General features: G+C 72.8%; 20 protein-coding genes and 1 tRNA gene. 11 read left to right on the forward strand and 10 right to left on the reverse strand.

The annotated features are described in order from the left end of the window. The 3 genes from ACIHAD_RS34955 to ACIHAD_RS34965 all read left to right on the forward strand — a co-directional run. Positions 1 to 540: helicase-related protein (locus tag ACIHAD_RS34955; protein ID WP_397358994.1), on the forward strand; the 540-nt coding region annotated here is incomplete at its 5' end. 615 nt (positions 541 to 1,155) lie between these two features. Next, positions 1,156 to 1,491 (forward strand): transposase, encoded by a 336-nt coding sequence (locus ACIHAD_RS34960; protein WP_397359183.1) that lies wholly within the window; start codon positions 1,156 to 1,158, stop codon positions 1,489 to 1,491. A 1,010-nt stretch (positions 1,492 to 2,501) separates the two neighbouring features. Further along, positions 2,502 to 2,717: a hypothetical protein gene (locus ACIHAD_RS34965; RefSeq protein ID WP_397358995.1), complete on the forward strand. Its 216-nt coding sequence runs from the start codon at positions 2,502 to 2,504 to the stop codon at positions 2,715 to 2,717. Between the two features lie 56 nt (positions 2,718 to 2,773). On the opposite strand, the gene ACIHAD_RS34970 is transcribed toward ACIHAD_RS34965, so the two are convergent. From ACIHAD_RS34970 to ACIHAD_RS34995, 6 genes are all read right to left on the reverse strand, one after another. After that, a tRNA-Ala gene (locus ACIHAD_RS34970) sits at positions 2,774 to 2,849 on the reverse strand. Between the two features lie 15 nt (positions 2,850 to 2,864). Continuing rightward, complete coding sequence (locus tag ACIHAD_RS34975; protein WP_397358996.1) at positions 2,865 to 3,593, reverse strand: HAD-IA family hydrolase; 729 nt, start codon at positions 3,591 to 3,593, stop codon at positions 2,865 to 2,867. 15 nt (positions 3,594 to 3,608) lie between these two features. Next, positions 3,609 to 3,728 (reverse strand): DLW-39 family protein, encoded by a 120-nt coding sequence (locus ACIHAD_RS34980; RefSeq protein WP_020542320.1) that lies wholly within the window; start codon positions 3,726 to 3,728, stop codon positions 3,609 to 3,611. 329 nt (positions 3,729 to 4,057) lie between these two features. Beyond that, positions 4,058 to 4,861, reverse strand: a complete 804-nt coding sequence (locus tag ACIHAD_RS34985) for a hypothetical protein (RefSeq protein WP_397358997.1) — start codon at positions 4,859 to 4,861, stop codon at positions 4,058 to 4,060. Between the two features lie 3 nt (positions 4,862 to 4,864). Further along, positions 4,865 to 5,104, reverse strand: a complete 240-nt coding sequence (locus tag ACIHAD_RS34990; protein ID WP_397358999.1) for a hypothetical protein — start codon at positions 5,102 to 5,104, stop codon at positions 4,865 to 4,867. A gap of 141 nt (positions 5,105 to 5,245) precedes the next feature. Further along, positions 5,246 to 5,371 (reverse strand): hypothetical protein, encoded by a 126-nt coding sequence (locus ACIHAD_RS34995; RefSeq protein ID WP_397359001.1) that lies wholly within the window; start codon positions 5,369 to 5,371, stop codon positions 5,246 to 5,248. 119 nt (positions 5,372 to 5,490) lie between these two features. Here ACIHAD_RS34995 and ACIHAD_RS35000 point away from each other — a divergent pair, with 119 nt between their 5' ends. From ACIHAD_RS35000 to ACIHAD_RS35010, 3 genes are read left to right on the forward strand one after another with little or no spacing between them, the layout of a single operon-like run. Continuing rightward, a complete protein-coding gene (locus ACIHAD_RS35000) occupies positions 5,491 to 5,703 on the forward strand; it encodes a heavy-metal-associated domain-containing protein (protein ID WP_397359002.1) in 213 nt (70 codons plus the stop codon). Continuing rightward, entirely contained in the window at positions 5,700 to 6,665 is a 966-nt protein-coding gene (locus ACIHAD_RS35005; protein ID WP_397359003.1) for a hypothetical protein, read from the forward strand. Before ACIHAD_RS35000 ends, ACIHAD_RS35005 begins: the two co-directional genes overlap by 4 nt. A 37-nt stretch (positions 6,666 to 6,702) precedes the next feature. Beyond that, positions 6,703 to 8,925 carry a heavy metal translocating P-type ATPase gene (locus tag ACIHAD_RS35010; protein ID WP_397359184.1) on the forward strand — a complete coding sequence of 741 codons (2,223 nt, stop codon included), beginning with the start codon at positions 6,703 to 6,705 and terminating at the stop codon, positions 8,923 to 8,925. A gap of 11 nt (positions 8,926 to 8,936) precedes the next feature. Here ACIHAD_RS35010 and ACIHAD_RS35015 read toward each other — a convergent pair whose 3' ends face one another. Together ACIHAD_RS35015 and ACIHAD_RS35020 are read right to left on the reverse strand one after the other, a co-directional pair. Then, positions 8,937 to 10,100 (reverse strand): MFS transporter, encoded by a 1,164-nt coding sequence (locus tag ACIHAD_RS35015; RefSeq protein ID WP_397359004.1) that lies wholly within the window; start codon positions 10,098 to 10,100, stop codon positions 8,937 to 8,939. Further along, positions 10,097 to 10,546 carry a carboxymuconolactone decarboxylase family protein gene (locus ACIHAD_RS35020; protein ID WP_397359005.1) on the reverse strand — a complete coding sequence of 150 codons (450 nt, stop codon included), beginning with the start codon at positions 10,544 to 10,546 and terminating at the stop codon, positions 10,097 to 10,099. Before ACIHAD_RS35020 ends, ACIHAD_RS35015 begins: the two co-directional genes overlap by 4 nt. Positions 10,547 to 10,619: 73 nt before the next feature. Between ACIHAD_RS35020 and ACIHAD_RS35025 the strand changes: the two genes are divergently transcribed. Next, positions 10,620 to 11,987, forward strand: a complete 1,368-nt coding sequence (locus tag ACIHAD_RS35025) for a PLP-dependent aminotransferase family protein (protein ID WP_397359185.1) — start codon at positions 10,620 to 10,622, stop codon at positions 11,985 to 11,987. Between the two features lie 58 nt (positions 11,988 to 12,045). Here the strand turns inward: ACIHAD_RS35025 and ACIHAD_RS35030 are convergent, their stop codons facing one another. After that, positions 12,046 to 12,564: a universal stress protein gene (locus ACIHAD_RS35030; protein WP_397359006.1), complete on the reverse strand. Its 519-nt coding sequence runs from the start codon at positions 12,562 to 12,564 to the stop codon at positions 12,046 to 12,048. Between the two features lie 111 nt (positions 12,565 to 12,675). Here ACIHAD_RS35030 and ACIHAD_RS35035 point away from each other — a divergent pair, with 111 nt between their 5' ends. The 3 genes from ACIHAD_RS35035 to ACIHAD_RS35045 are packed head-to-tail and all read left to right on the forward strand — an operon-like array spanning position 12,676 to position 18,705. After that, the gene (locus ACIHAD_RS35035) at positions 12,676 to 15,873 is read left to right on the forward strand and encodes a BTAD domain-containing putative transcriptional regulator (RefSeq protein WP_397359007.1); all 3,198 of its coding nucleotides are present in this window, start codon (positions 12,676 to 12,678) and stop codon (positions 15,871 to 15,873) included. Between the two features lie 35 nt (positions 15,874 to 15,908). Continuing rightward, positions 15,909 to 16,070, forward strand: a complete 162-nt coding sequence (locus ACIHAD_RS35040; protein ID WP_185844989.1) for a hypothetical protein — start codon at positions 15,909 to 15,911, stop codon at positions 16,068 to 16,070. 49 nt (positions 16,071 to 16,119) lie between these two features. Further along, on the forward strand, positions 16,120 to 18,705 hold the full coding sequence (locus ACIHAD_RS35045) for a LuxR C-terminal-related transcriptional regulator (RefSeq protein WP_397359009.1): 2,586 nt from the start codon (positions 16,120 to 16,122) through the stop codon (positions 18,703 to 18,705). On the opposite strand, the gene ACIHAD_RS35050 is transcribed toward ACIHAD_RS35045, so the two are convergent. Continuing rightward, complete coding sequence (locus ACIHAD_RS35050; protein ID WP_397359010.1) at positions 18,702 to 19,412, reverse strand: hypothetical protein; 711 nt, start codon at positions 19,410 to 19,412, stop codon at positions 18,702 to 18,704. The two genes, ACIHAD_RS35045 and ACIHAD_RS35050, sit on opposite strands and share 4 nt — an antisense overlap. A 135-nt stretch (positions 19,413 to 19,547) precedes the next feature. Here ACIHAD_RS35050 and ACIHAD_RS35055 point away from each other — a divergent pair, with 135 nt between their 5' ends. Beyond that, positions 19,548 to 20,927, forward strand: coding sequence for an MFS transporter (locus ACIHAD_RS35055; RefSeq protein WP_397359011.1), 1,380 nt, complete (start codon positions 19,548 to 19,550; stop codon positions 20,925 to 20,927). Positions 20,928 to 20,937: the final 10 nt, after the last annotated feature.

The raw sequence follows: 20,937 nt of genomic DNA on the forward strand, positions 1-20,937 counted from the left end.
CAGGCCACCACTGTGGAGATCGCTGCTCGCGACGGCCGGGTGATCATGTTCCTGGACACCAAGCACGCCGTGGACCGGCTCACCGAACAGTTGCTGAACAGCGGAGTGCGCGCCGCCGCGCTGCACGGAGGCAAGTCCCAGCCCCAGCGCACCCGCACCCTCGCCGAGTTCAAGAGCGGCCACGTCACGGCGCTGGTGGCGACCAACGTCGCGGCCCGCGGCATCCACGTCGACAACCTCGACCTCGTCGTCAACGTCGACCCGCCGAGCGACCACAAGGACTACCTGCACCGCGGCGGCCGCACCGCCCGCGCCGGCGAGTCCGGCAGCGTCGTCACCCTGGTGCTGCCCAACCAGCGCCGTGACATGACCCGCCTGATGGCCGACGCCGGTATCGTCCCGCAGACCAGCCAGGTCCATTCGGGCGAGGCCGAACTGGCGCGTATCACGGGCGCCCAGGCTCCCTCAGGCATCCCCGTGACCATCACCACACCGGTTGTCAGTCGCCGGTCGGGACGGAACGGCCGACGATTCCGGTAGCAATGGATGACCGCCCGGAGGAACAGGACCTCGAAGACGTCGATCAGCGAGTGGAAAGCCCAGTTCCTGGGTCCGGCGGGCAGGGCTTGGCCGCCGCAGATGGCAGGGCGGGACCTTTGTCGCGGGAGCAACAATTGAAGGCGAGGGGCGCTTCGCGCCTACGGCCCGGGCTGTGCTTCTCGGGCGCAGGCCCCCGAACCCGCGCGAGGGGCGCCGCCCCTCGCGCTCCCCGACACCGCCGCTACGAGCGCCGAGCCGACCACTTCGCATCTTCGTCGCCATCGCCGCCGCCCTCATCTGCTACCGCACGCCTTTCCAAATGAGACGATGGTCGCCTTCAACGGATCGCGGGCCGTGTTTGCCGTGTTGAGCCGCGTCGCACCGCTACCTCCTACGTTCGTGGGCCACTGTCCGAGCTCGAACGTAAGATCTGCTGGAATTGGCCGAGCAGACCGGATTGAGCGGCCCTCAGGCCATGCAACGCCTGCTGCGCACCGCTCGCTGGGACGCCGATGCGGTACGCGATGACGCGCACGGTCATGTCGTCGAGCAGCTCGGCCAGGACGGGGACGGGCGCTGGTGGACCGGCGGCTCTGCCTGCCCGAGCACTCCTGACTGGCCGATCCCGACCGGTGCGCCCCGGCCGGGGTGCCCGAGGAAGCCGCCTTCGCCACCAAGCCCGCTCTGGCCGCCGCGATGATCGCCGCGCTGGACGCCGGACTGTCGGCACGCTGGGTGAGCGGCGATGAGGTCTACGGACAAGACCCGCGCCTGCGCAGCCTGCTGAAGCGACGCCGGGTCGGCTACGTGCTGGCGTTCGCGAGCAACCTGCGGGTCAACCTGGCTGGGCTCGACCGCAGCGCGGCCGACATCGCCGCCGGCGTGCCCGATCGGCACCAGCACCACTACCGCGCTGGTCAGGGAGCCAAGGGCCAGCGCTGGCACGCCTGAGCCTGAACCCGCATCGACGAAGCCGACCCCGAGTGCGAGGGCTATCGGTGGCTGCCGATCCGCCGCGACCCCTGACCAGCGGCGAGCTGGCCTTCTACCGCTGCTACGAGCCCACGCCGATGCCCCTGACAGCCCTGGTGAAGATCGCCGGCATCCGGTGGCTGGTGGAGGAATCCTTCCATGCCTGGCTGGTCACTGCATTCCGCGCAACTCCGGCGTCGGGGGGCAGTACTGGCTGCCCAGCAGAGATACGGCGTTAGCTGCGCTCCCGCTGGTCAACTGCGATGCCGGAAGACTGCCACGCCCGACACCGGAAATCTATGTTCGCCACAGTAGACATTCCTGACTGCTGGGGCTAGTGTTTCTCACATCGCAAGGAACGGATCGGCCGGGCAGCGGAAGTACTAGCACCACGATGACCTGCCCGGGGCTAGATGAAGTGGAAGTTGATGGCAGAAGGTCGGACGTGACGGGCCAGTGCAGTGGTTAGGGCCCTGATCGTGGACGCGCTGCCGAAGAGGAAGTTGCAGTTGGTTGATGGCAGAAGGTCGGACGTGACGGGCCAGCGCAGTGGTTGGGGCCCTGATCGTGGACGCGCTGCCGAAGAGGAAGTTGCAGTTGGTTGATGGCAGAAGGTCGGACGTGACGGGCCAGCGCAGTGGTTGGGGCCCTGATCGTGGACGCGCTGCAGCTGAAGTAAGTAGGTCCGGAAGATAGAGACGAAGGGAGTGTTGAACGCCATCGGGATCGCCCGTTGCTGGCTGATGTTTCGCCGCTCGGGTACCGCAGTCCCACAGATAGGCAGGTGGTCTCCGGTCACGCATTCGCGATCCTCGCATCACCGCCGCTCAGTACGGCGGATGCGGACGACAGTAAGCCGGCCAGGTGGCCGGTAGATGGTGTTGAACTCTTCGGGGCCCCGGCGCAACAGGCGCCGGGGCCCCCTGTGCGCGTGAAAGGGATCTATGCATCAACGTCGGCCGGCAGATGCACTCAAGGAGATGGGGCTCATGGGCCTGCACTTCCACGATCTTCACCACACGGGCAACACGCTGGCCGCACAGTCAGGGGCGAGCCTGGCCGACGTCAAAGCGCGGATGGGCCACGACAGCGATCGGGCCGCGCTCATCTACCAGCACGCGACCAAGGACGCCGACCAACGGATCGCGGACGCTCTCAGCGCGCGAGTGGAGGCGGACATAAGAGATCGCCGCCATGATGGTTAATGGCCCGTTAATGGCCCGAACACCCCGTCACAAGATCAGTGGCGGGGTGTTCTCCCTGGTGGAGCCTAGGAGATTCGAACTCCTGACATCCTGCTTGCAAAGCAGGCGCTCTGCCAACTGAGCTAAGGCCCCTTCGACGAAGATAGCTTACCGGGCCGACGAAGCCACCCGCGTCGTCCCAAGGTCCTCGCTCAGCACCAAGCCCGGGAAGTCCGCGACGGAGTCCAGGATGTGCGTGGCTCCGCCCTTGAGCAACCGTTCCCTGCTGTGCACGCCGGTCATCACCCCGGCCACCACGGACGCCCCGGCCCGGCGCCCGCAGAGCATGTCGCTCTCCGAGTCGCCGACGACCGCCACGTGCCGTACGTCCTCCACGCCGAGTCGCAGCACGGCGTGCAGGACCATGTCCGGCCAGGGACGCCCGCGGCCACCGGCGTCCTCAGGGGAGATGGCCAGGTCGACCTTGTCGTGCCAGCCGAGGACGCCGAGCACGCGGCTCAACGTCGTACGGCTGAACCCGGTGATCAGGGCGAGCTTGATCCCGGTGCCGCGGAGCTTGTCGAGCACTTCCAGGACCCCGGGCATGGGCACCAGTCCGGCACGTTCCAGCGCATCCTCGTAGGAGCGCTCGAACGTCAGGTTCGCCGCCTGGGCCTGGGCCTCGTTGCCGGGGAAGATGCCCCGGAAGACATCGATCTTGGGACAGCCCCGGGACCGGTGCACGTGAACCATGGCACGCGCGTACGCTCCGGTCCCGGGCACTATGCCCTGGGTGGCGATCGCCTCGGCGAAGGCGCGCTCGACCATGGCGATGTCACCGACTGTGGTGCCTGCCAGGTCCAGGCACACCAGCTCGATGGGGACGACGTCACTCATCGCCTCGCCGGTCGGTTAGTTCTCGCTGCCGGTCGCCTCGGTCCAGAGATCGAGCTCGGCGCGGTCGGCCTGCACCTTACGCCAGATCAGCAGCCCCCCAAGGGCGATCAGCGCAAGAACGAGCAGCTTCTTCACGGTGTGACCCCACTTCTTCGACGGTCTCACCTGCCGGGGTGAGACCCAACGGTTGACATGCAGCCTAGCAAGGGATGGCTGCGCTCCTTGTGTTGCGCACGAACCTGATGTGCGGCTTGTGCGTAGAACGAGCCTTCAGCCCGGCCTGGATCATCCCTTCGACCCCGGCCTATACCCATCCCGTCCTGGGCAACCTGCCAATCACTTCGGACAACATCCCGATCATGCCAAATATCCGGACGTCCCGCGCGCTCGACCGCCCCCCAGGGGGTACGTTACGTTCCCGCCGCTCTCGGCGATACCCCCGGGGTGATTCGGAGGAGGGGGCGTCATGACCGACAACAAACGGTGATGGTGCTGACCGCCGTCCAGTTCATGGTGATCACCGACACGTCCGTTATCCGGGTCGCTGGGTCGGCGGGCTGCAATGGGTGTGCAACGCCTACGTCGCGGCCTTCGGCGGGTTGCCGCTGCTGGGCGGGCGGCCGTCCGACCTGTTCGGGACGCGCGGAGTGTTCGTCACCGGAGGGTCGGTGCTGATCGGCGGGTCCTTGATCATCGCCGCGGCCGGCACGGCCCCGGGGAGAGAGAGCCGGACGCGCGGTGCAGGGCGTCCGCGGCGCGCTCATCGCCCCCGCCGCGATGACCCTGCCCATGATGCTCTTCGGGTACAACCCTCGCGAGCCGAGCAAGGCCATGGCCCTGTACGGCGCCGCGGCCCCCGCGGGCAGCACCGCCGACGTGATCCTTGACACCGCCGGCTGTTCCTCGGCACCGCCGGTGTGTTCCTGCGCGGCGTCATCGCCGAGTACCTGGGCCGGCCCTGGGTGTTCATCATCTAGATCCCGATCGGCCTGCTCCCGGCCGTCGGCGGCAGGCGCGGCGGCGTCGGCCTCGTGGGAGCCGTTTCGGTCACGGCCGGCGTTGCGCTGGTCGTCTATGCCACCGTCGCCGGAAACTGGAACGCCAGACTCAGGAGGATCGTCCGGGTCGCGCTGTTCCTGGTCGTCCAGCGGACCGACAGGCGGCCGCTCATGCCACCGGCCATCTGGCGGCACCTCGGGCCTGGGCACCGCCAATCTGGCGATGGGCCTGCTCGGCGCGGCCTGGATCCCGATGTGGGACTTCCTCAACCTCTACCTCCAGCAGCTCCGCGGCCAAGGCGCGTTTCCCAATGGCGCGGCGCTGCTGCCCACGACCGTGGCCATCATGATCTTCATGGTCGGCGTCACGGCGATGCTGCTGGGCAGGTTCGGGGCCAAGCCGCTGATCGCGATCGGGCTCGCCGTCCTGGCCTCGGACGTGGCGGGGCCGCAGTTCACCGGCAGCTTCACCACGGACGGGCTGCCGCCCAGCCTGGTCGCCGCGGTTGGCATGCCGCCGGCCTACATCCCGGCGATGATGTCGCCATGTCCGGCCCGCGTCCGGAGGGGGCCGGTCCGGCCTCGGGCATCGTCAACACCACCTGGCACTCGGCCTGACCGTCATGACGACCGTGACCACCTCAAAGGACCAGCTCACCGACCGTTCCAGGCCGCCTTCCTGGGGGCCGCGCCGGTGACCGCGCCGGTGACCGCGCTGATGACCGCGCTGGTAGCCGCGGTGGTGGCCGTCATCGGCGCGGGGCTCGCCGCCGCGCTCATGCCGCAACCCGCCCGTATGCGAAACCGTGAGCTGAATCTCACACCCCTCCGAAATACCCTAGGGGGGTACCGTGTTAGAGTATTCGGCAGGAACCGGAACAACGCTGAAGGAGACCGTAATGAGCACCGCCACCTACACCGTCAAGGGCATGACCTGCGGCCACTGCGTGAGCTCGGTGAAGGAGGAGGTCGGTGGCGTGGCCGGCGTCACCGGTGTCGAGGTCGACCTGGCCAGCGGCCTGCTCACCGTGACCAGCGAGAGCCAGGTCGAGGCCTCCTCGATCGCCGCCGCGGTGGAAGAGGCCGGATACGAGCTGGTCGGCCAGTCATGAACACCGCCGCCAAACTCGGCTCCTACGCCCTGGGGCTCGCCGTCGTCTTCGGCGGGGCCCTGGGCGTGGGCCGGGCGGTCGGCCCGGTGGCCCAGAAGCCGCCGAAGGAGAGCCACGCCGCCATGGCGGAGAGCCAGGAAAGCCAGGAAAGCCAGGAGAACCAGAAGAGCCACGAAAGCCAGGAGAGACAGGAGCACGACACGCCGAAGCAGGCGTCCAGCGACACCCCCGGGGGGCTGCAAGTGTCGGAGAACGGATACACACTCAATCCGCTGACCCCGATCGAGACCGGCAAGGCCACCGACTTCCGCTTCACGGTGACCGGGCCGAACGGCCGGCCGGTGACCGACTACCAGGTCGAGCACGACAAGAAGCTCCACTTCATCGTGGTTTCCCGTGACCTGACGACGTTCCTCCACGTTCATCCGGAGATGACCCCCGACGGCATCTGGTCGGTCGGGCTGACGCTGCCCGAGGCGGGAGCGTACCGGGCCTTCGCCGACTTCGCCCCGACGGGCGGCGAGAAGCTGACGCTCGGCGCCGACCTCCAGGCCGCCGGCGACTACCGTCCGAAGCCGCTGCCCGAGTCGAGCCGCTCCTCGAAGGTCGGCGACTACACTGTGAGCCTCGACGGAGACCTGGTCCCCGGGCGGGCGAGCAAGCTCACCCTCACGGTGAGCAAGGACGGCGAGCCCGTCACCGACCTGCAGCCCTACCTGGGCGCGTACGGCCACCTGGTCGCCCTCCGCGCCGGTGACCTGGCCTACCTGCACGTGCACCCCGAGCAGAGCGAGAAGGCCGGGCCGCGGATCACCTTCTACGCCGAGGTGCCGAGCGTCGGCGACTACCGCCTGTTCCTCGACTTCAAGCACGGGGACGAGGTCCGTACCGCGGACTTCACCGTCCGCGCCACACAGGGCGACGCGGACGCCGCGGAACCGTCGGCCCCCCACGGCCACTGAGACGCTGAGACGCTGAGACGCTGAGAAAGGAGAGATGATGTCTTCCCTCACCGAGGCAAAGGCCGTCGAACTCACGATCGGCGGAATGACGTGCGCGTCCTGCGCCAACCGCATCGAGCGCAAGCTGAACAAGCTTGACGGCGTGACCGCGACGGTCAACTACGCGACGGAGAAGGCGAAGGTCACCTTTCCCGACGGGCTCGACCCCCAGGCGCTGATCAGCGAGGTCGAGAAGGCCGGCTACACCGCCGCGCTCCCGGCCGCCAAGGAGCGGGAGGGGCAGGAGGGGCAGGAGGAGCAGGCCGAACCCGCCGACGAGCTGCGGCCGCTGCGCGACCGGCTGATCGCCGCGGTCGCGCTGAGCGTGCCGGTGATCGCGATGGCGATGGTCCCGGCGTTGCAGTTCACGAACTGGCAGTGGTTGTCGCTGGTGCTGGCGGCGCCGGTCGTGGTGTACGCCGGCTGGCCCTTCCACAAGGCTGCCTGGACCAACCTCCGCCACGGCGCCGCGACGATGGACACGCTGATCTCCATCGGCACACTGGCCGCGCTCGGCTGGTCGCTGTGGGCGCTGTTCTTCGGCACGGCCGGCACGCCGGGCATGACGCACCCGTTCGAGCTGACCATCGAGCGCACCGACGGCTCGGGCAACATCTACCTGGAGGCCGCGGCGGGGGTGACGGCGTTCATCCTGGCCGGTCGTTACTTCGAGTCGCGTTCCAAGCGGCGGGCGGGGGCCGCGCTGCGCGCCCTGATGGAACTGGGCGCCAAGGACGTCGAGCTGGCCGATGGGCGGCGGGTGCCGGTCGAGCAGCTCAAGGCGGGCGACACGTTCGTCGTGCGGCCGGGCGAGAAGATCGCGACGGACGGCGTGATCGAGGAGGGCACCTCCGCGGTGGACGCCTCGATGCTGACCGGCGAGTCCGTGCCCGTCGAGGTGCGGCCGGGCGACGCGGTCACCGGCGCGACCGTCAACGCGGGGGGCCGGCTGGTCGTGCGGGCCACCCGGGTCGGCGCGGACACCCAGCTCGCCCAGATGGCCAAGCTGGTGGAGGAGGCCCAGACGGGCAAGGCGCAGGTGCAGCGGCTGGCCGACCGCGTCTCGGGCATCTTCGTCCCGATCGTGATCGCGCTGGCAGTGGGCACGCTGGGCTTCTGGCTCGGCACCGGCAACGGCGCGGGGGCCGCGTTCACCGCGGCGGTGGCCGTGCTGATCATCGCCTGCCCGTGCGCGCTCGGCCTGGCCACGCCCACGGCGCTGCTGGTCGGCACCGGCAGGGGCGCGCAGCTCGGCATCCTGATCAAGGGTCCCGAGGTGCTGGAGTCCACCCGCCGCATCGACACCATCGTCCTGGACAAGACCGGCACGGTCACCGAGGGCAGGATGACGCTGGTCGACGTGCACCTGGCCGAGGGCGAGAGCCGCGAGGAGGTGCTGCGGCTGGCCGGCGCGATCGAGCACGCCTCCGAGCACCCGATCGCCCAGGCCATCGCCAGGGAGGCGAACTCCGACGCGACCGTCGAGGACTTCGCCAACGTCGAGGGCCTCGGCGTGCAGGGCATCGTGGACGGCCACGCGATCCTGGTGGGCCGGCCGAGGCTGCTGGCCGAATGGTCGCAGCACCTGCCCGTCGGCCTGGCCGCCACCCTTGAGGAGGAGCAGGCCAAGGGCCGCACGGTGGTCGCGGCCGGCTGGGACGGCAGGGCCAGGGCGCTGCTGGTGGTGTCCGACGTGGTCAAGGAGACGAGCGCGGAGGCCATCGCCAGGCTGCGGACGCTGGGCCTCACCCCGGTCCTGCTGACCGGCGACAACGAGGCCGTCGCCCGGCAGGTCGCGGACGAGGTCGGCATCGACGAGGTGATCGCCGAGGTGCTGCCCGCCGACAAGGTGGACGTCGTCAAGCGGTTGCAGGGCGAGGGCAAGGTCGTGGCGATGGTCGGCGACGGCGTCAACGACGCGGCCTCGCTCGCCCAGGCCGACCTGGGGCTGGCCATGGGCACCGGCACGGACGCCGCCATCGAGGCCTCCGATCTGACCCTGGTGCGCGGGGACCTGAGGGTGGCCGCCGACGCGATCAGGCTGTCCCGCCGGACGCTCGGCACCATCAAGGGCAACCTGTTCTGGGCCTTCGCCTACAACGTAGCCGCCCTGCCGCTGGCCGCGCTCGGCCTGCTCAACCCGATGATCGCGGGGGCCGCGATGGCCTTCTCCAGCGTGTTCGTGGTGAGCAACAGCCTGCGGCTACGCCGGTTCAAGTGATCGCCGGAGCCCTACGCCGGTTCGAGTGACCGCTGAGCCCATCGGACGGCCGGTGCCATCGCGGCGCCGGCCGTCGTGAACGCCAGGCCCAGCAGCAGCCAGCCCACGGTCCCGCCGTCGAGGACGAGCGCGGTGAGCACGGCCGGGCCGAGCATCCTCGCCACGGCCGTGCCGGTGCCGAAGAAGCCCTGGTACTGGCCCTGCCTGTCGTCGGGGGCCAGTCCGAAGCCGATCTCCCAGGCGCCCGCGGCCAGGAGCATCTCCCCCGCGACCTGCAGGCAGCCCGCCGCGATCAGGAAGACCCAGCCGTACGGGCTGAGGGCGAACACCGCGCACGCGGCGAACATCACGAACCCGGCCCTGCGGACGGCCGAGGCGGCGTCCCGCAGGTCGCGTACCCGGCGGGCCACGCGTACCTGGAAGAGCAGCACGCTGCCGGTGTTGAGCACGAGCAGCACCGAGACCATCCACGTGGGCGCGGACGTGCGCTGCGCGATCCACAGCGGCACCACGAGGCTGAGCAACGGCATGTAGAACAGCATGACCGCGTTGATCAGCGTGACCAGCGCGTACGGCCGGTCCCTGAGCACGGCCAGCTGCGGCCCCGGCGCGGCGGGCGCGGGCCGTACGGCGGGCAGCGCGAGCAGTACCAGCGCGGCCACCAGGAAACTCAGCGCGTCCAGCGCGAACACCGCGACGTATCCGGCACGGGTGCCGACGGTCAGCGCGACGCCGCCCAGCGCGGCCCCGACGGCCATGCCGCCGTTGAGCGTGGACTGCAGCACCGCCCGCACGACCGTGCGGCGCGCCGGCTCGATCAGCCCGGCCAGCAGCGCCTGCCGGGCCGCCGACAGGCCGGTCTGCGCGGTCCCGTAGAGGCAGGCGGCCAGCACGAACAGCGCGAACGAGTGGACGAACACGAACGAGCCGGCCGCCACCGCGGTCGTGAGCGCCAGCAGCACCGCCACGCCGCGCGGCCCGCGCCGGTCGGCCAGGTGCCCGAGCGGCACCCCCGCCACCGAGCCGACCGCCCAGCCCAGCGTGAGGCCGAGGCCGATCTCGGTCGCCGACAGGCCCACGACATCGGCGAAGTAGAGCGCCGAGGTGACCAGGTAGGCGCCGTCGCCGATGGAGTTGGCGAGTTGCGCGGCGGCGAGGACGCGCTGGTTCCTCATGACTTGTACGACTCCGGGGTCATGCGAGTGGCGACGCCCATCCGGTTCCAGGCGTTGATGGTGGCCACGGCCACGGTCAGCGCGGCCATCTGCTGCTCGTCGAAGTGCGCGGCGGCCCGCGCCCAGACCTCGTCGGTGACGTCGTCGGTGGACAGGCGGGTGGCGGCCTCGGTGAAGGCCAGGGCGGCGCGTTCCTCCGGGGTGAAGAAGGGGGCCTCGCGCCAGACGGCCACGGCGTGCAGCCTGGCGTCGCTCTCCCCCGCCTGCTTGGCGTCGGAGCTGTGCATGTCCACGCAGTAGACGCAGCCGTTGATCTGGCTGGCGCGCAGCCGTACGAGTTCGAGGAGGGGCTTGGGGAGGGTGCTCTGGGCCACGAACCGGTCCAGGCCGGCCATCGCCCTGTACGCCTCGCCGGCGAACTTTCCGAGTTCCATGCGTTCGGTCATGCGCCCATTTTGGCCGCCCCCTTGTCCCGATATAAGCTCCAATTTCCGCCAAGTTGATTGGGCCAAGTTGGACGTGCACATCAGCCTTCAAGGGCGCGGTGACCTGGCCGCACAGGTCTACCGGCAACTGCTCGACGCCATACTCGACGGGCGGCTGCGCTCGGGCGAACGGCTGCCGCCGACCAGGGAGCTGGCCCGCCGGCTGGAGATCTCCAGGAACACGGTGGCGGTGGCCTACGACCGGCTGGTGGCCGACGGCTTCCTGGTCGGCCGGGCGGGGGCGGGCACGTTCGTGTCGGCCGAGCCGGTGCGCGGCCGGGCCGCGCCCAAGGGGGTGGTCAGGCCGCGGGCGTTCTGGCGGGAGTTCGGGACGCCCCTCTGGGTGCCGTCCGCCCGGTACGACTTCCGCGTCGGCGTGCCGGACGCGCGGCTGTTCCCGATGGAGACCTGGCGCAGGCTGGTGGCCGGGGAGCTGCGGGTGGGCCTGGCGACGTACGACGATCCGTCCGGATATGAACCTCTACGTGAGGCTATTTCGCGTCATATCGGGATCAGTCGGTCGGTTCATGCGGGGCCGGACGACGTACTGATCACCAACGGCGCGCAGCAGGCCCTCGACCTCGTCGGACGCGTCCTGATCGAGCCCGGCACGACCGTCGCCGTCGAGGAGCCCGGCTACCCGCCCGCCCGCCGCCTGTTCAGCTCGCTCGGCGCCCGCGTGGTCGGCGTCCCCGTGGACGCCGAGGGCCTGGACGTGGCGGCCATCCCCCGCTCGGCGAGCCTGGTCTACGTCACGCCCTCGCACCAGTTCCCGCTGGGCACGCCCATGTCGCTGGCCCGCCGCGCCGCCCTGCTCGCCTGGGCGGAACGCCGCGCCGCCGTGGTGATCGAGGACGACTACGACAGCGAGTTCCGCTTCGGCGAACGCCCGCTGGAACCCCTCCAGAGCCTGGACCGGGCGGGTCGCGTGATCTACGTGGGCTCGTTCTCCAAGACCCTGCTCCCCATGCTCAGGCTCGGCTTCCTCGTCGCCCCCGCCTCCCTCGGCCCGGCCCTGCGCGCCGCGCGGCAGCTCTCCGACTGGCACGGCGACGTGCCCACGCAGGCCGCCCTGGCCCGCTTCATCGACGAGGGCCTGCTGGCCAGGCACATCAGGAAGGCGACCCGGGAGTACGCCGCCCGGCACGACCTGGTCACCACGACGCTGGCCGGGGAGGACCGGCTGCGGCTGATCCCGTCCGCGGCGGGGCTGCACGTGTGCGCCCGCCTGGCCCCCGGGGTGTCGCTGCGTCCCGCGCCGGACCTGGCCGTCGAGCAGCTCGACGCCTACTGCGGCGAGGCCCCGGCGCAGCGGGGTCTGGTCCTGGGCTACGGCGCGATCGGGCCGCACGACATCGGGCCGGGCCTGCGCCTGCTCACCGGCAGCCTGACCGGCCCGTGAGGCCGGGCGACGGCCCGTCAGTAGTGCCGGCGGCCTGCTCAGTAGTGCCGGCGGCGCGTCAGTAGTGTCGCCGGCTCCAGAACCGCCGCGCCCGATCCCCCGACAGCTCCGGATCGTCCGGCGGCGAGGGTTGCTGCACGATGACGACGGTCGTCTTGGCGTGACGGGCGCAGTACATGCTGGTGGAGGGCAGCAGGACCCGGCTGAGCAACCTGCGCCTGCCCCGGCCGAGCACCAGCAGGTCGCCCTCGCGGGCCAGGTCGACGAGATGGTAGCCGGGGTCGCCGACCTTGCTGACCGTCGCCACGCGCAGGTCGTCGGGCATGCCGCCGGCGACGTCCTCGAACACGCCCGTGATCACCTCCGCGCAGCGGGTCTCCTCGCCCTGCCGGATCGCGTGCTGCACGGGCAGCGCCTCGGGAAAGGGATGGACGGGCGCGCGACTGACGTGAACGGCCACCAGAGCCATCCGGTGCAGCCTGGCCGCGCCGATGGCCCAGGCGAGTGCCCAACGCGAGGCCGGGGACTCGTCCACCCCCACGATCAGCCTCACACCGCCAGGCAGATCCTGTTCCACGGTGCCTCCTGGAAATGAAGTACGACCATAGTGCGCCAACCGGCCAGTTACCGGGAGGTGGCACTTTGCGAACTCTGGAGTCCCCCGCGAGCCCGGGCGTAGCATGCGGGGGTGGAACGAGGGTGGGTGCAACCCCGTCCCGCCCTCGACCGGCGGCTCGACGGGGCGCTTACGCACAGGCTCACCACGCTCGTGGCCTCTACAGGCTACGGGAAGTCGATCGCGCTCGCCGGTTGGAGCCACGCCGTCGGCGCGGTGCTGCACCTGCTCGGGCCCGCCGACCGCGACCTGCCGACACTGGCGGGCTCGGTGGCGTCGGCGCTGGCCGAGGCCGTCCCGGGGCTGCCCGCCGACCTGCTGGCGGCGGCCGGCGCGCCGCTCGGCCCCGGCGCCGACGAGCTGTCCAGGGCCGCCGCGCTGGCGGGCGCGCTGGCCGAGGCGCTGGCCCGGCGGCTGTCCAGGGGGCTGGCGCTGGTCTTCGACGGCGTGGACGCGATCATCGGCGCACCCGGCTCGGTGCGCTACGTCGAGACGCTGGTCCGCGCCGCGCCCCGGCACCTCCACCTGGTCACCGCCTCGCGGTCGCCGCTGCCGTTCCCGACGGCCCGGCTGCGCCAGGACCACGAGGTGCTCGACCTCGACGCCACCGACCTCGCGCTCACCCCGTCCGAGACCGCCGCCTGGGCCCGCGAGCGGCTGGGCGAGCAGGGCGCGGGCATCGCCGCCAGGCTGCACGAGGCGTGCGCGGGCTGGCCGGCCGCCGTCCAGGCCGCCCTCGACACGCTGGCCCGCGAGGAGCCGGCGAGCTGGCCGCGCACCGCGGCGAGCCTGACCGCCGGCTCGGCCACGCTCGAACACCTGACGCTCGCCGCGTTCAATGACCTGCCGCAGGGCATGCGCGAGCTGCTGCGCGCGGCGACCGTCCTGCCGGTGCTGACGTCCGGTCTGTCCGCCACGCTCGGCGCGCCGCCCGACGCGCTCGCGGCCCTGACCAGCCGCGGCCTGTTCGTCGAGGCCGACCAGGACGGCCACCGGCTGACCTCGACCAGCAGGCACGTCCTGACCAGGCACGCCCCGCTCGACCGGCACGAGGCCCACGACGTGGCCGCGGTCGCCGCCCGGTGGTACGTCGAGCACGACCAGCCCGAGCTGGCCCTGCGCGCCGCCGTCGCGACCGCCCATCCCGAGCTCGCCGCGTCGCTGCTCAACTCCCACGGCCCCCGCCTGGCCGAACGCGGCGACGTGATCGCGGCGCTCGACCTGCTGCCCGAGCAGGCCAGGGGCTCGCCGCCGATGCTCCGGCTGGCCGGCATCGCCGAGCAGAACCGCGGCCACTGGACCCGTGCCCACGACCTGCTGGCCCGGGTCGCGGGCAGCCCCGCCTTCGACGCGTTCGTGGCCAGGCGGCTCGGCTTCATCGACCACCTGCGCGGCGACCTCGACGCGGCCATGGCGATGTACGCCAAGGGCCACGAATACGGCTCGCCGCCCGCCGACGCCGCCATGTGCACCGCCTCCATGGCCTCGGTGTTGTGGCTGAAGGGCGACCAGACGGGCTGCGCCGAGCTGGCCGACCAGGCTCTGGAGCAGGCCGGCGGCCTCGGCGACCCCGGCGCGCTGGCGATGGCCAACACGGTGCTGGCCATGCTGGCCGCGCTCGACGGCGACCGCCGCGCCAACGACGCCTACTACCTGCGCGCCCTGGAGTACGCCGAACGCGCCGGCGACATCGTCCAGCTCATCAGGATCCGGGCCAACCGGGCCTCCCGCCATCTCGACGAGGGCGCCTACGCCGAGGCGCTGGCCGAGACGGAGGCCGCCGGCCGGTTGTGCGACCTGGTGTCGTTCGCGCCGTACGCCGCGCTCAACGTGGCGAACCGGGCCAAGGCGCTGGTCGGGCTCGGCCGGCTGGAGGAGTCGGCGATCGACGCCGCCGACGCGGTGGCCAGGTGGGAGGCGATGGGTTCGCGGCTGGTCAGCGTCGGGCTGGTCAGGCTGGCCGAGATCCACGCGCTGCGCGGCGACCGCGGCCAGGCGGCGGCCGTCTACCGCCGGGTGATCGCCGAGACGGGCCCGCTGGGCGAGGTGCAGACCCGCTCCAACGCGCTCAACGCGCTGGCCGAGCTGCTCGCCGAGGAGGATCCCGAGGAGGCCGCCAAGGTGGCCGAGCAGGCGCTCGTGCACGCCGGTGGCATCGCCGGGGTCACCGCGCGGGTGGCGGCGGCGTCCGTGGCCCTGGCCGCCGGGCGCCGCGAGGAGGCCGTCCGGCTGCTCGACGAGACCGAGCCGGTCGCCGTGGAGCGCAGGGACCACGCGGCCCAGGCGGTGATCTGCGAGCTGCGCGCCAGGCTCGACGGCGATCCCGCGCAGGCCGACGAGGCGGTGCGCAGGTGGGCGGCGCTCGGCGACCCGATCGGACGGGCCAGGGCCGAGCTGGTGCGGGCGGCCCTGGCCGACCCGGTGAGCGGGGGTGAGGTGGCCGTACGCGTGCGCGAGCGGATGCACGCGATCGGCTGCCGGGCGCTCGACGACCGGATCGACGAGCTGATCGCCCGCGCGGCGCCCGTACCGGGGGCGGCGGTGGTGATCGAGACCATGGGAACGTTCCGGGTGCTGCGCGGCGCGACGCCGGTCCCGCGTACGGCCTGGCAGTCGCGCAAGGCCCGCGACCTGCTGAAGATCCTGGTCAGCCGCCGGGGCGGCGCGATCAGCAGGGAACGGCTCGTGGAGATCCTGTGGCCCGAGCAGCGGGACGACACGGTCGGGCTGCGGCGGCTCAACGTCATGGTGTCCACGTTGCGCGCGGTGCTCGACCCGGCCCACGAACGGCCCGCCGACGACCTCGTGGTCTCCGAGGAGGGCGCGCTGCGCCTGGACCTGGCCCACGCCGACGTCGACGTGGAGCGCTTCCTCGACCTGGCCGCCGGGGCCGTACGGCTGGAGCAGGCGGGCCGTGCCGCCGAGGCGCTGGAGCTGTGGACGGCGGCCGAGAGCGCGTACGGCGGCGAGTTCTGCGAGGAGGACCCCTACGCCGACTGGGCCGTGGGCCTGCGCGAACAGGCGAGGCTGGCCTACGTCCAGGCCGCCGCCCGGCTGGCCGCGGCGCGCACCCGCGAGCGGCGCCACGACGAGGCCGCCCGCTACTGGCTGCGCCTGCTGGAGCGCGACGGCTACGACGAACGCGCCCACCTGGGCCTGGTACGCGTGCTCGACCTGGCGGGACGGCGCGGCGACGCCCGCAGGCGCTACCACCTCTACGCCGAGCGCATGCGCGAGCTGGAGGTCGAGCCCGCGCCCTACCCCACCTGAACCAGACCTGAACCGTCCGGGGAGATGGTGCTCCGATGAGGACGGTCATCGTACGGCTGGTCGAGCCCGAGCAATCCGGCGGCCAGCTCCGCGGGCTGCTCGAAGAGGTGGGGGGCGAGCCGGTGCCGTTCAGCGGGGCCGATGCCGTGATCACCCTGTTGCTGAACGCGGCCGGCCTGAACCGCGATCCCGCCTGAACCTCGCGCGAACCTCGGCTCGCCACCATCTGTGGTGAGAGGAGGCGCGATGAGCGAGCAGCTGGGGAGCGGATGGCCGTTCGTCGGGCGAGGGGGATCGATCGCGACCGTGCGAGAGGCGCTGCGGTCGGGAGCCGGCGCGATGATCGCCGGTGAGGCGGGCGTCGGCAAGAGCAGGCTGGCCGCGCAGGCGCTGGCCGGGCTCGACGGGTACGACGTCGTGCGCGCGCTGGGCACGGAGACCGCGTCGATGATCCCGTTCGGGGCGTTCGCCCACGTACTGACGGGTCCGCCGCACGGTGGCGAGAACCTGCTGCGCTGGGCCGCGCGGCACCTGCGCAGGGGAGAGGGAGAACTGCTGGTGAGCGTGGACGACGCCCACCGGCTCGACGCCGCGTCGGCGGCGCTGGTGCACTACCTGGCGGCGGGTGGGGAGGCCAGGGTGCTGGTCACGGTGCGTACGGGCGGCCCGCTGCCCGCGCCGGTGGCCGCGCTGTGGAAGGACGAGCTGCTGACCAGGATCGAGCTGCCGCCGCTCGGCCGCGACGAGGTCGGCCAGATGCTGGCGGGCGCGCTCGGCGGCGAGGTGGCGGCGGGGACCGTACGGCATCTGGCGGCCGTCACCGGCGGGAACGTGCTCTACCTGCGCGAGGTCGTGCACGCCGGACGCACGTCCGGCTGCCTGGCCGAGAGCGGCGGCGAGTGGCGCTGGCGGGGCGAGCTGTCGATGACGACCCGGCTGCGCGAGCTGGTCGGCGCCCGCATCGGCCACCTGGACCAGGACGAGCGCGAGGTGCTGGAGCTGGTGGCCTTCGGCGAGCCGGTGGGCGCCGAGCTGCTGGTCGCGCTGACCTCGCCGCGCGCGGTCGAGCGGGTCGAGGCCCGCGGCCTGGTCACCGTCACCGGCGACGGCAGGCGCGAGCAGGTACGCCTCGGCCACCCCCTGTACGGCGAGGTGGTCCGCGGCGACTGCGGCACCTTGCGGGCCAGGCGGCGGCTGCGGACGCTGGCCGAGGCCCTGGAGGCCAGCGGCCTGCGGCGGCGCGAGGACGAGCTGCGAGCGGCCGTCTGGCGGCTGGACAGCGGGTCGGCCGCGGCGCCGGAGATGTTGCTGTCGGCCGCGGAACTGGCCTGGGCCAGGCGTGAGCCGCGGCTGGCCGCCCGGCTGGCCAGGGCCGCGATCGAGGCGGGCGCGGGCGTGGCGGCGGTCGCGCTGCTCGGCCAGGTGCTGATGGTGCTGGGCGACCCGGACGCCGCCCTGACGGCGCTGCGGCAGGCGGCCAGGAACGCCGTCACCGAGGGCGAGCGCGCGCAGCACGCCTTCAGCCTGGGCATGAACCTCGCCTGGGCGGGCGCGGACGCCGAGGCGTGCCGGGTGCTCGACCTGGCGGCCGAGGCGCTGGCCGACCCGGCCTGGCGGCAGGAGGCGCACATCTACCGGGGCGTCGCCGACTTCTTCGCCGGGCGGCTGACCGGGGCCGCCGGGTCGCTGGCGCGGGCGCGCGCGGGCGCGCCGATGACCGTGCGAGGCGCGGCGCACGCGGCCGGGCTGGAGGCGTGGACCGACGCCTACGCGGGCCGTACGGAACGCGCGCTCGCCGTGGCCGGGCGGGCGCTCGCGGACATGGACGACTGGGACGACGACGCCCCGCACGCGCTGCCGACCCTGCTGGACGCGCGCTGCGCCGCCCAGGTGTTCTCCGGCCGGCTGGACGCGGCGGCGCGCACGGCCGCGGAGGGCATGGAGCCGGCGGCGGCCGAGCTGTCGGTGTCGGGGTTCGGGGCGTACCGGGCGATGGTCGGCAGGCTGCGCGGCGACGCGTCCGGGGCGGCCCGCTGGGCCAGGGAGGACGCGGCCCGGCTGCCCGCGCGCACGCCGTACCGGGGGCGGTGCCTGGCCGAGCTGGCCCACGCGCGGGCGTTGCTGGGGGAGACGGCGGCGGCTCGGGCCGTGCTGGCCGAGGCCGAGGAGTCGGCCTCGCGGTGGGCGTTCACCCGGCAGCCGGTGCTCCAGGCCGCGGTCTGGGTGGCAGCCTCGGCGGGTGACCTGGAGGAGGCGGTGAGCCTGTGCCTGTCGGCCGCCGGGCTGGCCGAGCAGCACGAGCAGTTCGGGCAGCTGATGTTCGCGCTGCACGACCTGGTGCGGCTCGGCGTGCCCGCCCTGGCGGCCCGGCGGCTGGGCACGCTCGCCGAACGGGTGGACGGGCCGCTGGCGGGGCTGTTCGCCCGGCACGCGCGGGCCGACGGCGACCCCGCCGAGCTGCGGGACGTCGCCGCCGAGTTCGAACGGCTCGGCCTGATCCTGTACGCCGCCGAGGCCCTCGCCCAGGAGTCGGCGGCCCATCGCCGGGCCGGCCGGGGCACGCTGGCCAGGGGGGCGCAGACCAGGGCGTGGGCGCTGGCCAAGCGGTGTCCGGGGGTCTCGACGCCCGCGCTGGTCGAGCTGGCCACGCCGGGGCTCACGCCGCGGCAGCGGGAGATCGTCAAGCTGGCGGCGGCCGGGCTGACGAACCGGCAGATCGCCGACCGGCTGACGCTGTCCACCCGGACGGCGGCCAACCATCTGCAGGCGGCCTACGAGAAGCTGGGCGTCAACGACCGCACGCAGGTCGGACGGCTGCTCGCGGCACTCTAGACGAGACCGAGGAGGCCGTCGTACAGGGTCTGGCGGGCGCCGTCCGTCATGGCCCTGTACGGGTCGGCGGCCCGCCGGTTCGTGTCCGCCTCGATCGCGTCCCGCAGCGGGCCGCCTCTCAGGGCGACGATCCCGGCCGCGGTCAGCCCGGCCGCGCGCCAGGACTCGGCGTGCGCGTCCGCCCGGTGGTAGCGCAGCACGGCGAGCCGGTTGAACAGCAGCAGCCCGGCGGGGGCGCCGTCCGGCTCGTACGGCGGCGCCATCATCTCCAGGGCGCCGCCCGGCACGCGTACGGCCCGGTCGAGCACGCCGCCCGCGGACGCGGCGAGTCCGGTCACGTCATGGCCCGCCCAGACGCGGCCGGCCGCCTCGGCGTGCGCGGCGTACAGGCCGTCCACGAACGCCCGGCCCTCGGACGTGAGCCGCAGCGCCCCGTCGGCGTCCCGTTCGAGCGCGCCTTCGCGCAGGTGGACGTCGACGCTTTCGGTCACGTCGCCGTACCGGTGGACGGCGGCGAGCGCGGCCGTGGTCACCGGGCGCAGCGGAAGCACGAAGCGCAGGTCGTTGAGCAGGCCGCAGGTCAGGCCGGAGCGTTCGCCCAGGTCCAGGAGGGCTCTGCCGGCGGCGGCGTGCACGTTGACGTGGGCCGCGTCGATGACGGGGGCGATCGCCGCCGCAAACTCCCCTAACCCCTGAAATTTCGGCATTGAGCGTCATTATGACGCTGATTCCGTAGCCCATCAGCAGGAAACCGTAATCGCCTGACTCCAGGGTGAGGTCAACCGTCCGGCGCCCGCCGGTGTTCTCCCACCGCCCGGTTCCTCCCTCCCCTGGAGTCCCTGATGTCCCTCCGTCCTCGCTGGGCGGCCCTGCCCGTGCTGCTGGTCGCGGTGTTCATGACCACGCTCGACTTCTTCGTCGCGAACGTGGCCGTGCCCTCGATCCGCGCCGACCTACGGGCGGGCGACGCGGCGATCCAGTTCGTGATCGCCGGGTACGGGCTGGCGTACGCGGCGGGCCTGATCGTCTCGGGACGGCTCGGCGACCTCTACGGGCCGCGCCGCCTCTTCGCCGCCGGGCTGGCCCTGTTCACGCTCGCCTCGGCGGCCTGCGGTGGCGCGCCGGACACCGCCGCGCTCGTGCTCGCCCGGGTGGCGCAGGGCGTCGCGGCGGCGCTGCTCGCGCCGCAGGTCCTCACGCTGGTCGGGGCGTTGTTCCCGGGCACGGACCGGGCCAGGGCGTTCGGCTGGTACGGCACGGTGGTGGGCCTGGCCGGGATGAGCGGCCAGGTCGTGGGCGGGCTGCTGGTGGCGGCCGATCCCCTCGGGCTCGGCTGGCGGGCGTGCTTCCTGGTCAACGTGCCGATCGGCCTGGCGGCGCTGGCGCTGACCGGGCGGCTGGTCCCCCGCGTCGCCGGGGCCGGGGCGCGTACGGGGCTGGACCTGGCGGGGGCGGCGCTGGTCGCGGCGGGACTGGTGGGCGTCGTGCTGCCGCTGGTCCAGGGCCGGGAGGAGGGCTGGCCGCAGTGGACGTGGCCGTGCCTGGGCGGCGCGGCACTCACGCTGGCGGCGTTCGTCCGGCGGCAGCGGCGGCTGGCGGCGACCGGCCGTGCGCCGCTGCTGGACCTGGCGGTGTTCCGCGAGAAGGGGTTCGCGGCCGGGCTGGCGGCGGTCGCGCTGCTGTTCGGCACCTCGGCGGGCCTGTCGTTCGTGCTCGCCCTCCACCTCCAGGACGGGCTCCGCCTCGGCCCCCTGGCCGCCGGGGCGGTGTGCACCGCGCTGAACGCCGGCTTCTTCCTGGCCTCGCCGCGCTCGGCACGGGCGCCGCGCCCGGTCGGCCCGTTGGCGCTGCTGCTGGGGCTCGGGCTGCTGTACCAGGCGGGGGAGTCGCCGTACCTGGTGGCGGGCGCGCTGCTGGTGGCGGGCGCGGGGATGGGCCTGCTCATGTCGCCGCTGCTCTCCTCGGTCCTCGCGTCCGTACGCCGGGAGCGCGCGGGCGCGGCGGCCGGGGTGCTGGGGACGGTGCAGGAGACCGGCGGCGTGCTCGGCGGCACGATCACCGGCACGGTGTTCCTCGGCTCCCTGGACGCCGGCTGGCCCGCGGCCACCAGGGCGGCCCTGCTCGTGCTCATCGTGGGCGCGCTGGGCGTGCTGGTCCACTCCCTGCGCCGGACGCGGTGCGCCGAGCCGGCCCCGGCGATGTCCCTGGAGCCGCACCGCTGATCGCGGGGCG

Origin of the sequence: Nonomuraea sp. NPDC052265 (assembly GCF_044547985.1) — a bacterium.
In the GTDB taxonomy this organism is placed as follows: Bacteria; Actinomycetota; Actinomycetes; order Streptosporangiales; family Streptosporangiaceae; genus Nonomuraea.

Bases quoted from the DNA above. Each gene is read 5' to 3' on its own strand.
- ACIHAD_RS34965 (WP_397358995.1), top strand. From the start codon at position 2,502: ATGGGCCTGCACTTCCACGATCTTCACCACACGGGCAACACGCTGGCC.
- ACIHAD_RS34975 (WP_397358996.1), bottom strand. From the start codon at position 3,593: ATGAGTGACGTCGTCCCCATCGAGCTGGTGTGCCTGGACCTGGCAGGC.
- ACIHAD_RS34990 (WP_397358999.1), bottom strand. From the start codon at position 5,104: ATGCCAACCGCGGCGACCAGGCTGGGCGGCAGCCCGTCCGTGGTGAAG.
- ACIHAD_RS34995 (WP_397359001.1), bottom strand. From the start codon at position 5,371: ATGAGCGCGGCGGCGAGCCCCGCGCCGATGACGGCCACCACCGCGGCT.
- ACIHAD_RS35000 (WP_397359002.1), top strand. From the start codon at position 5,491: ATGAGCACCGCCACCTACACCGTCAAGGGCATGACCTGCGGCCACTGC.
- ACIHAD_RS35005 (WP_397359003.1), top strand. From the start codon at position 5,700: ATGAACACCGCCGCCAAACTCGGCTCCTACGCCCTGGGGCTCGCCGTC.
- ACIHAD_RS35010 (WP_397359184.1), top strand. From the start codon at position 6,703: ATGTCTTCCCTCACCGAGGCAAAGGCCGTCGAACTCACGATCGGCGGA.
- ACIHAD_RS35015 (WP_397359004.1), bottom strand. From the start codon at position 10,100: ATGAGGAACCAGCGCGTCCTCGCCGCCGCGCAACTCGCCAACTCCATC.
- ACIHAD_RS35020 (WP_397359005.1), bottom strand. From the start codon at position 10,546: ATGACCGAACGCATGGAACTCGGAAAGTTCGCCGGCGAGGCGTACAGG.
- ACIHAD_RS35040 (WP_185844989.1), top strand. From the start codon at position 15,909: ATGAGGACGGTCATCGTACGGCTGGTCGAGCCCGAGCAATCCGGCGGC.
- ACIHAD_RS35045 (WP_397359009.1), top strand. From the start codon at position 16,120: ATGAGCGAGCAGCTGGGGAGCGGATGGCCGTTCGTCGGGCGAGGGGGA.
- ACIHAD_RS35050 (WP_397359010.1), bottom strand. From the start codon at position 19,412: ATGCCGAAATTTCAGGGGTTAGGGGAGTTTGCGGCGGCGATCGCCCCC.
- ACIHAD_RS35055 (WP_397359011.1), top strand. From the start codon at position 19,548: ATGTCCCTCCGTCCTCGCTGGGCGGCCCTGCCCGTGCTGCTGGTCGCG.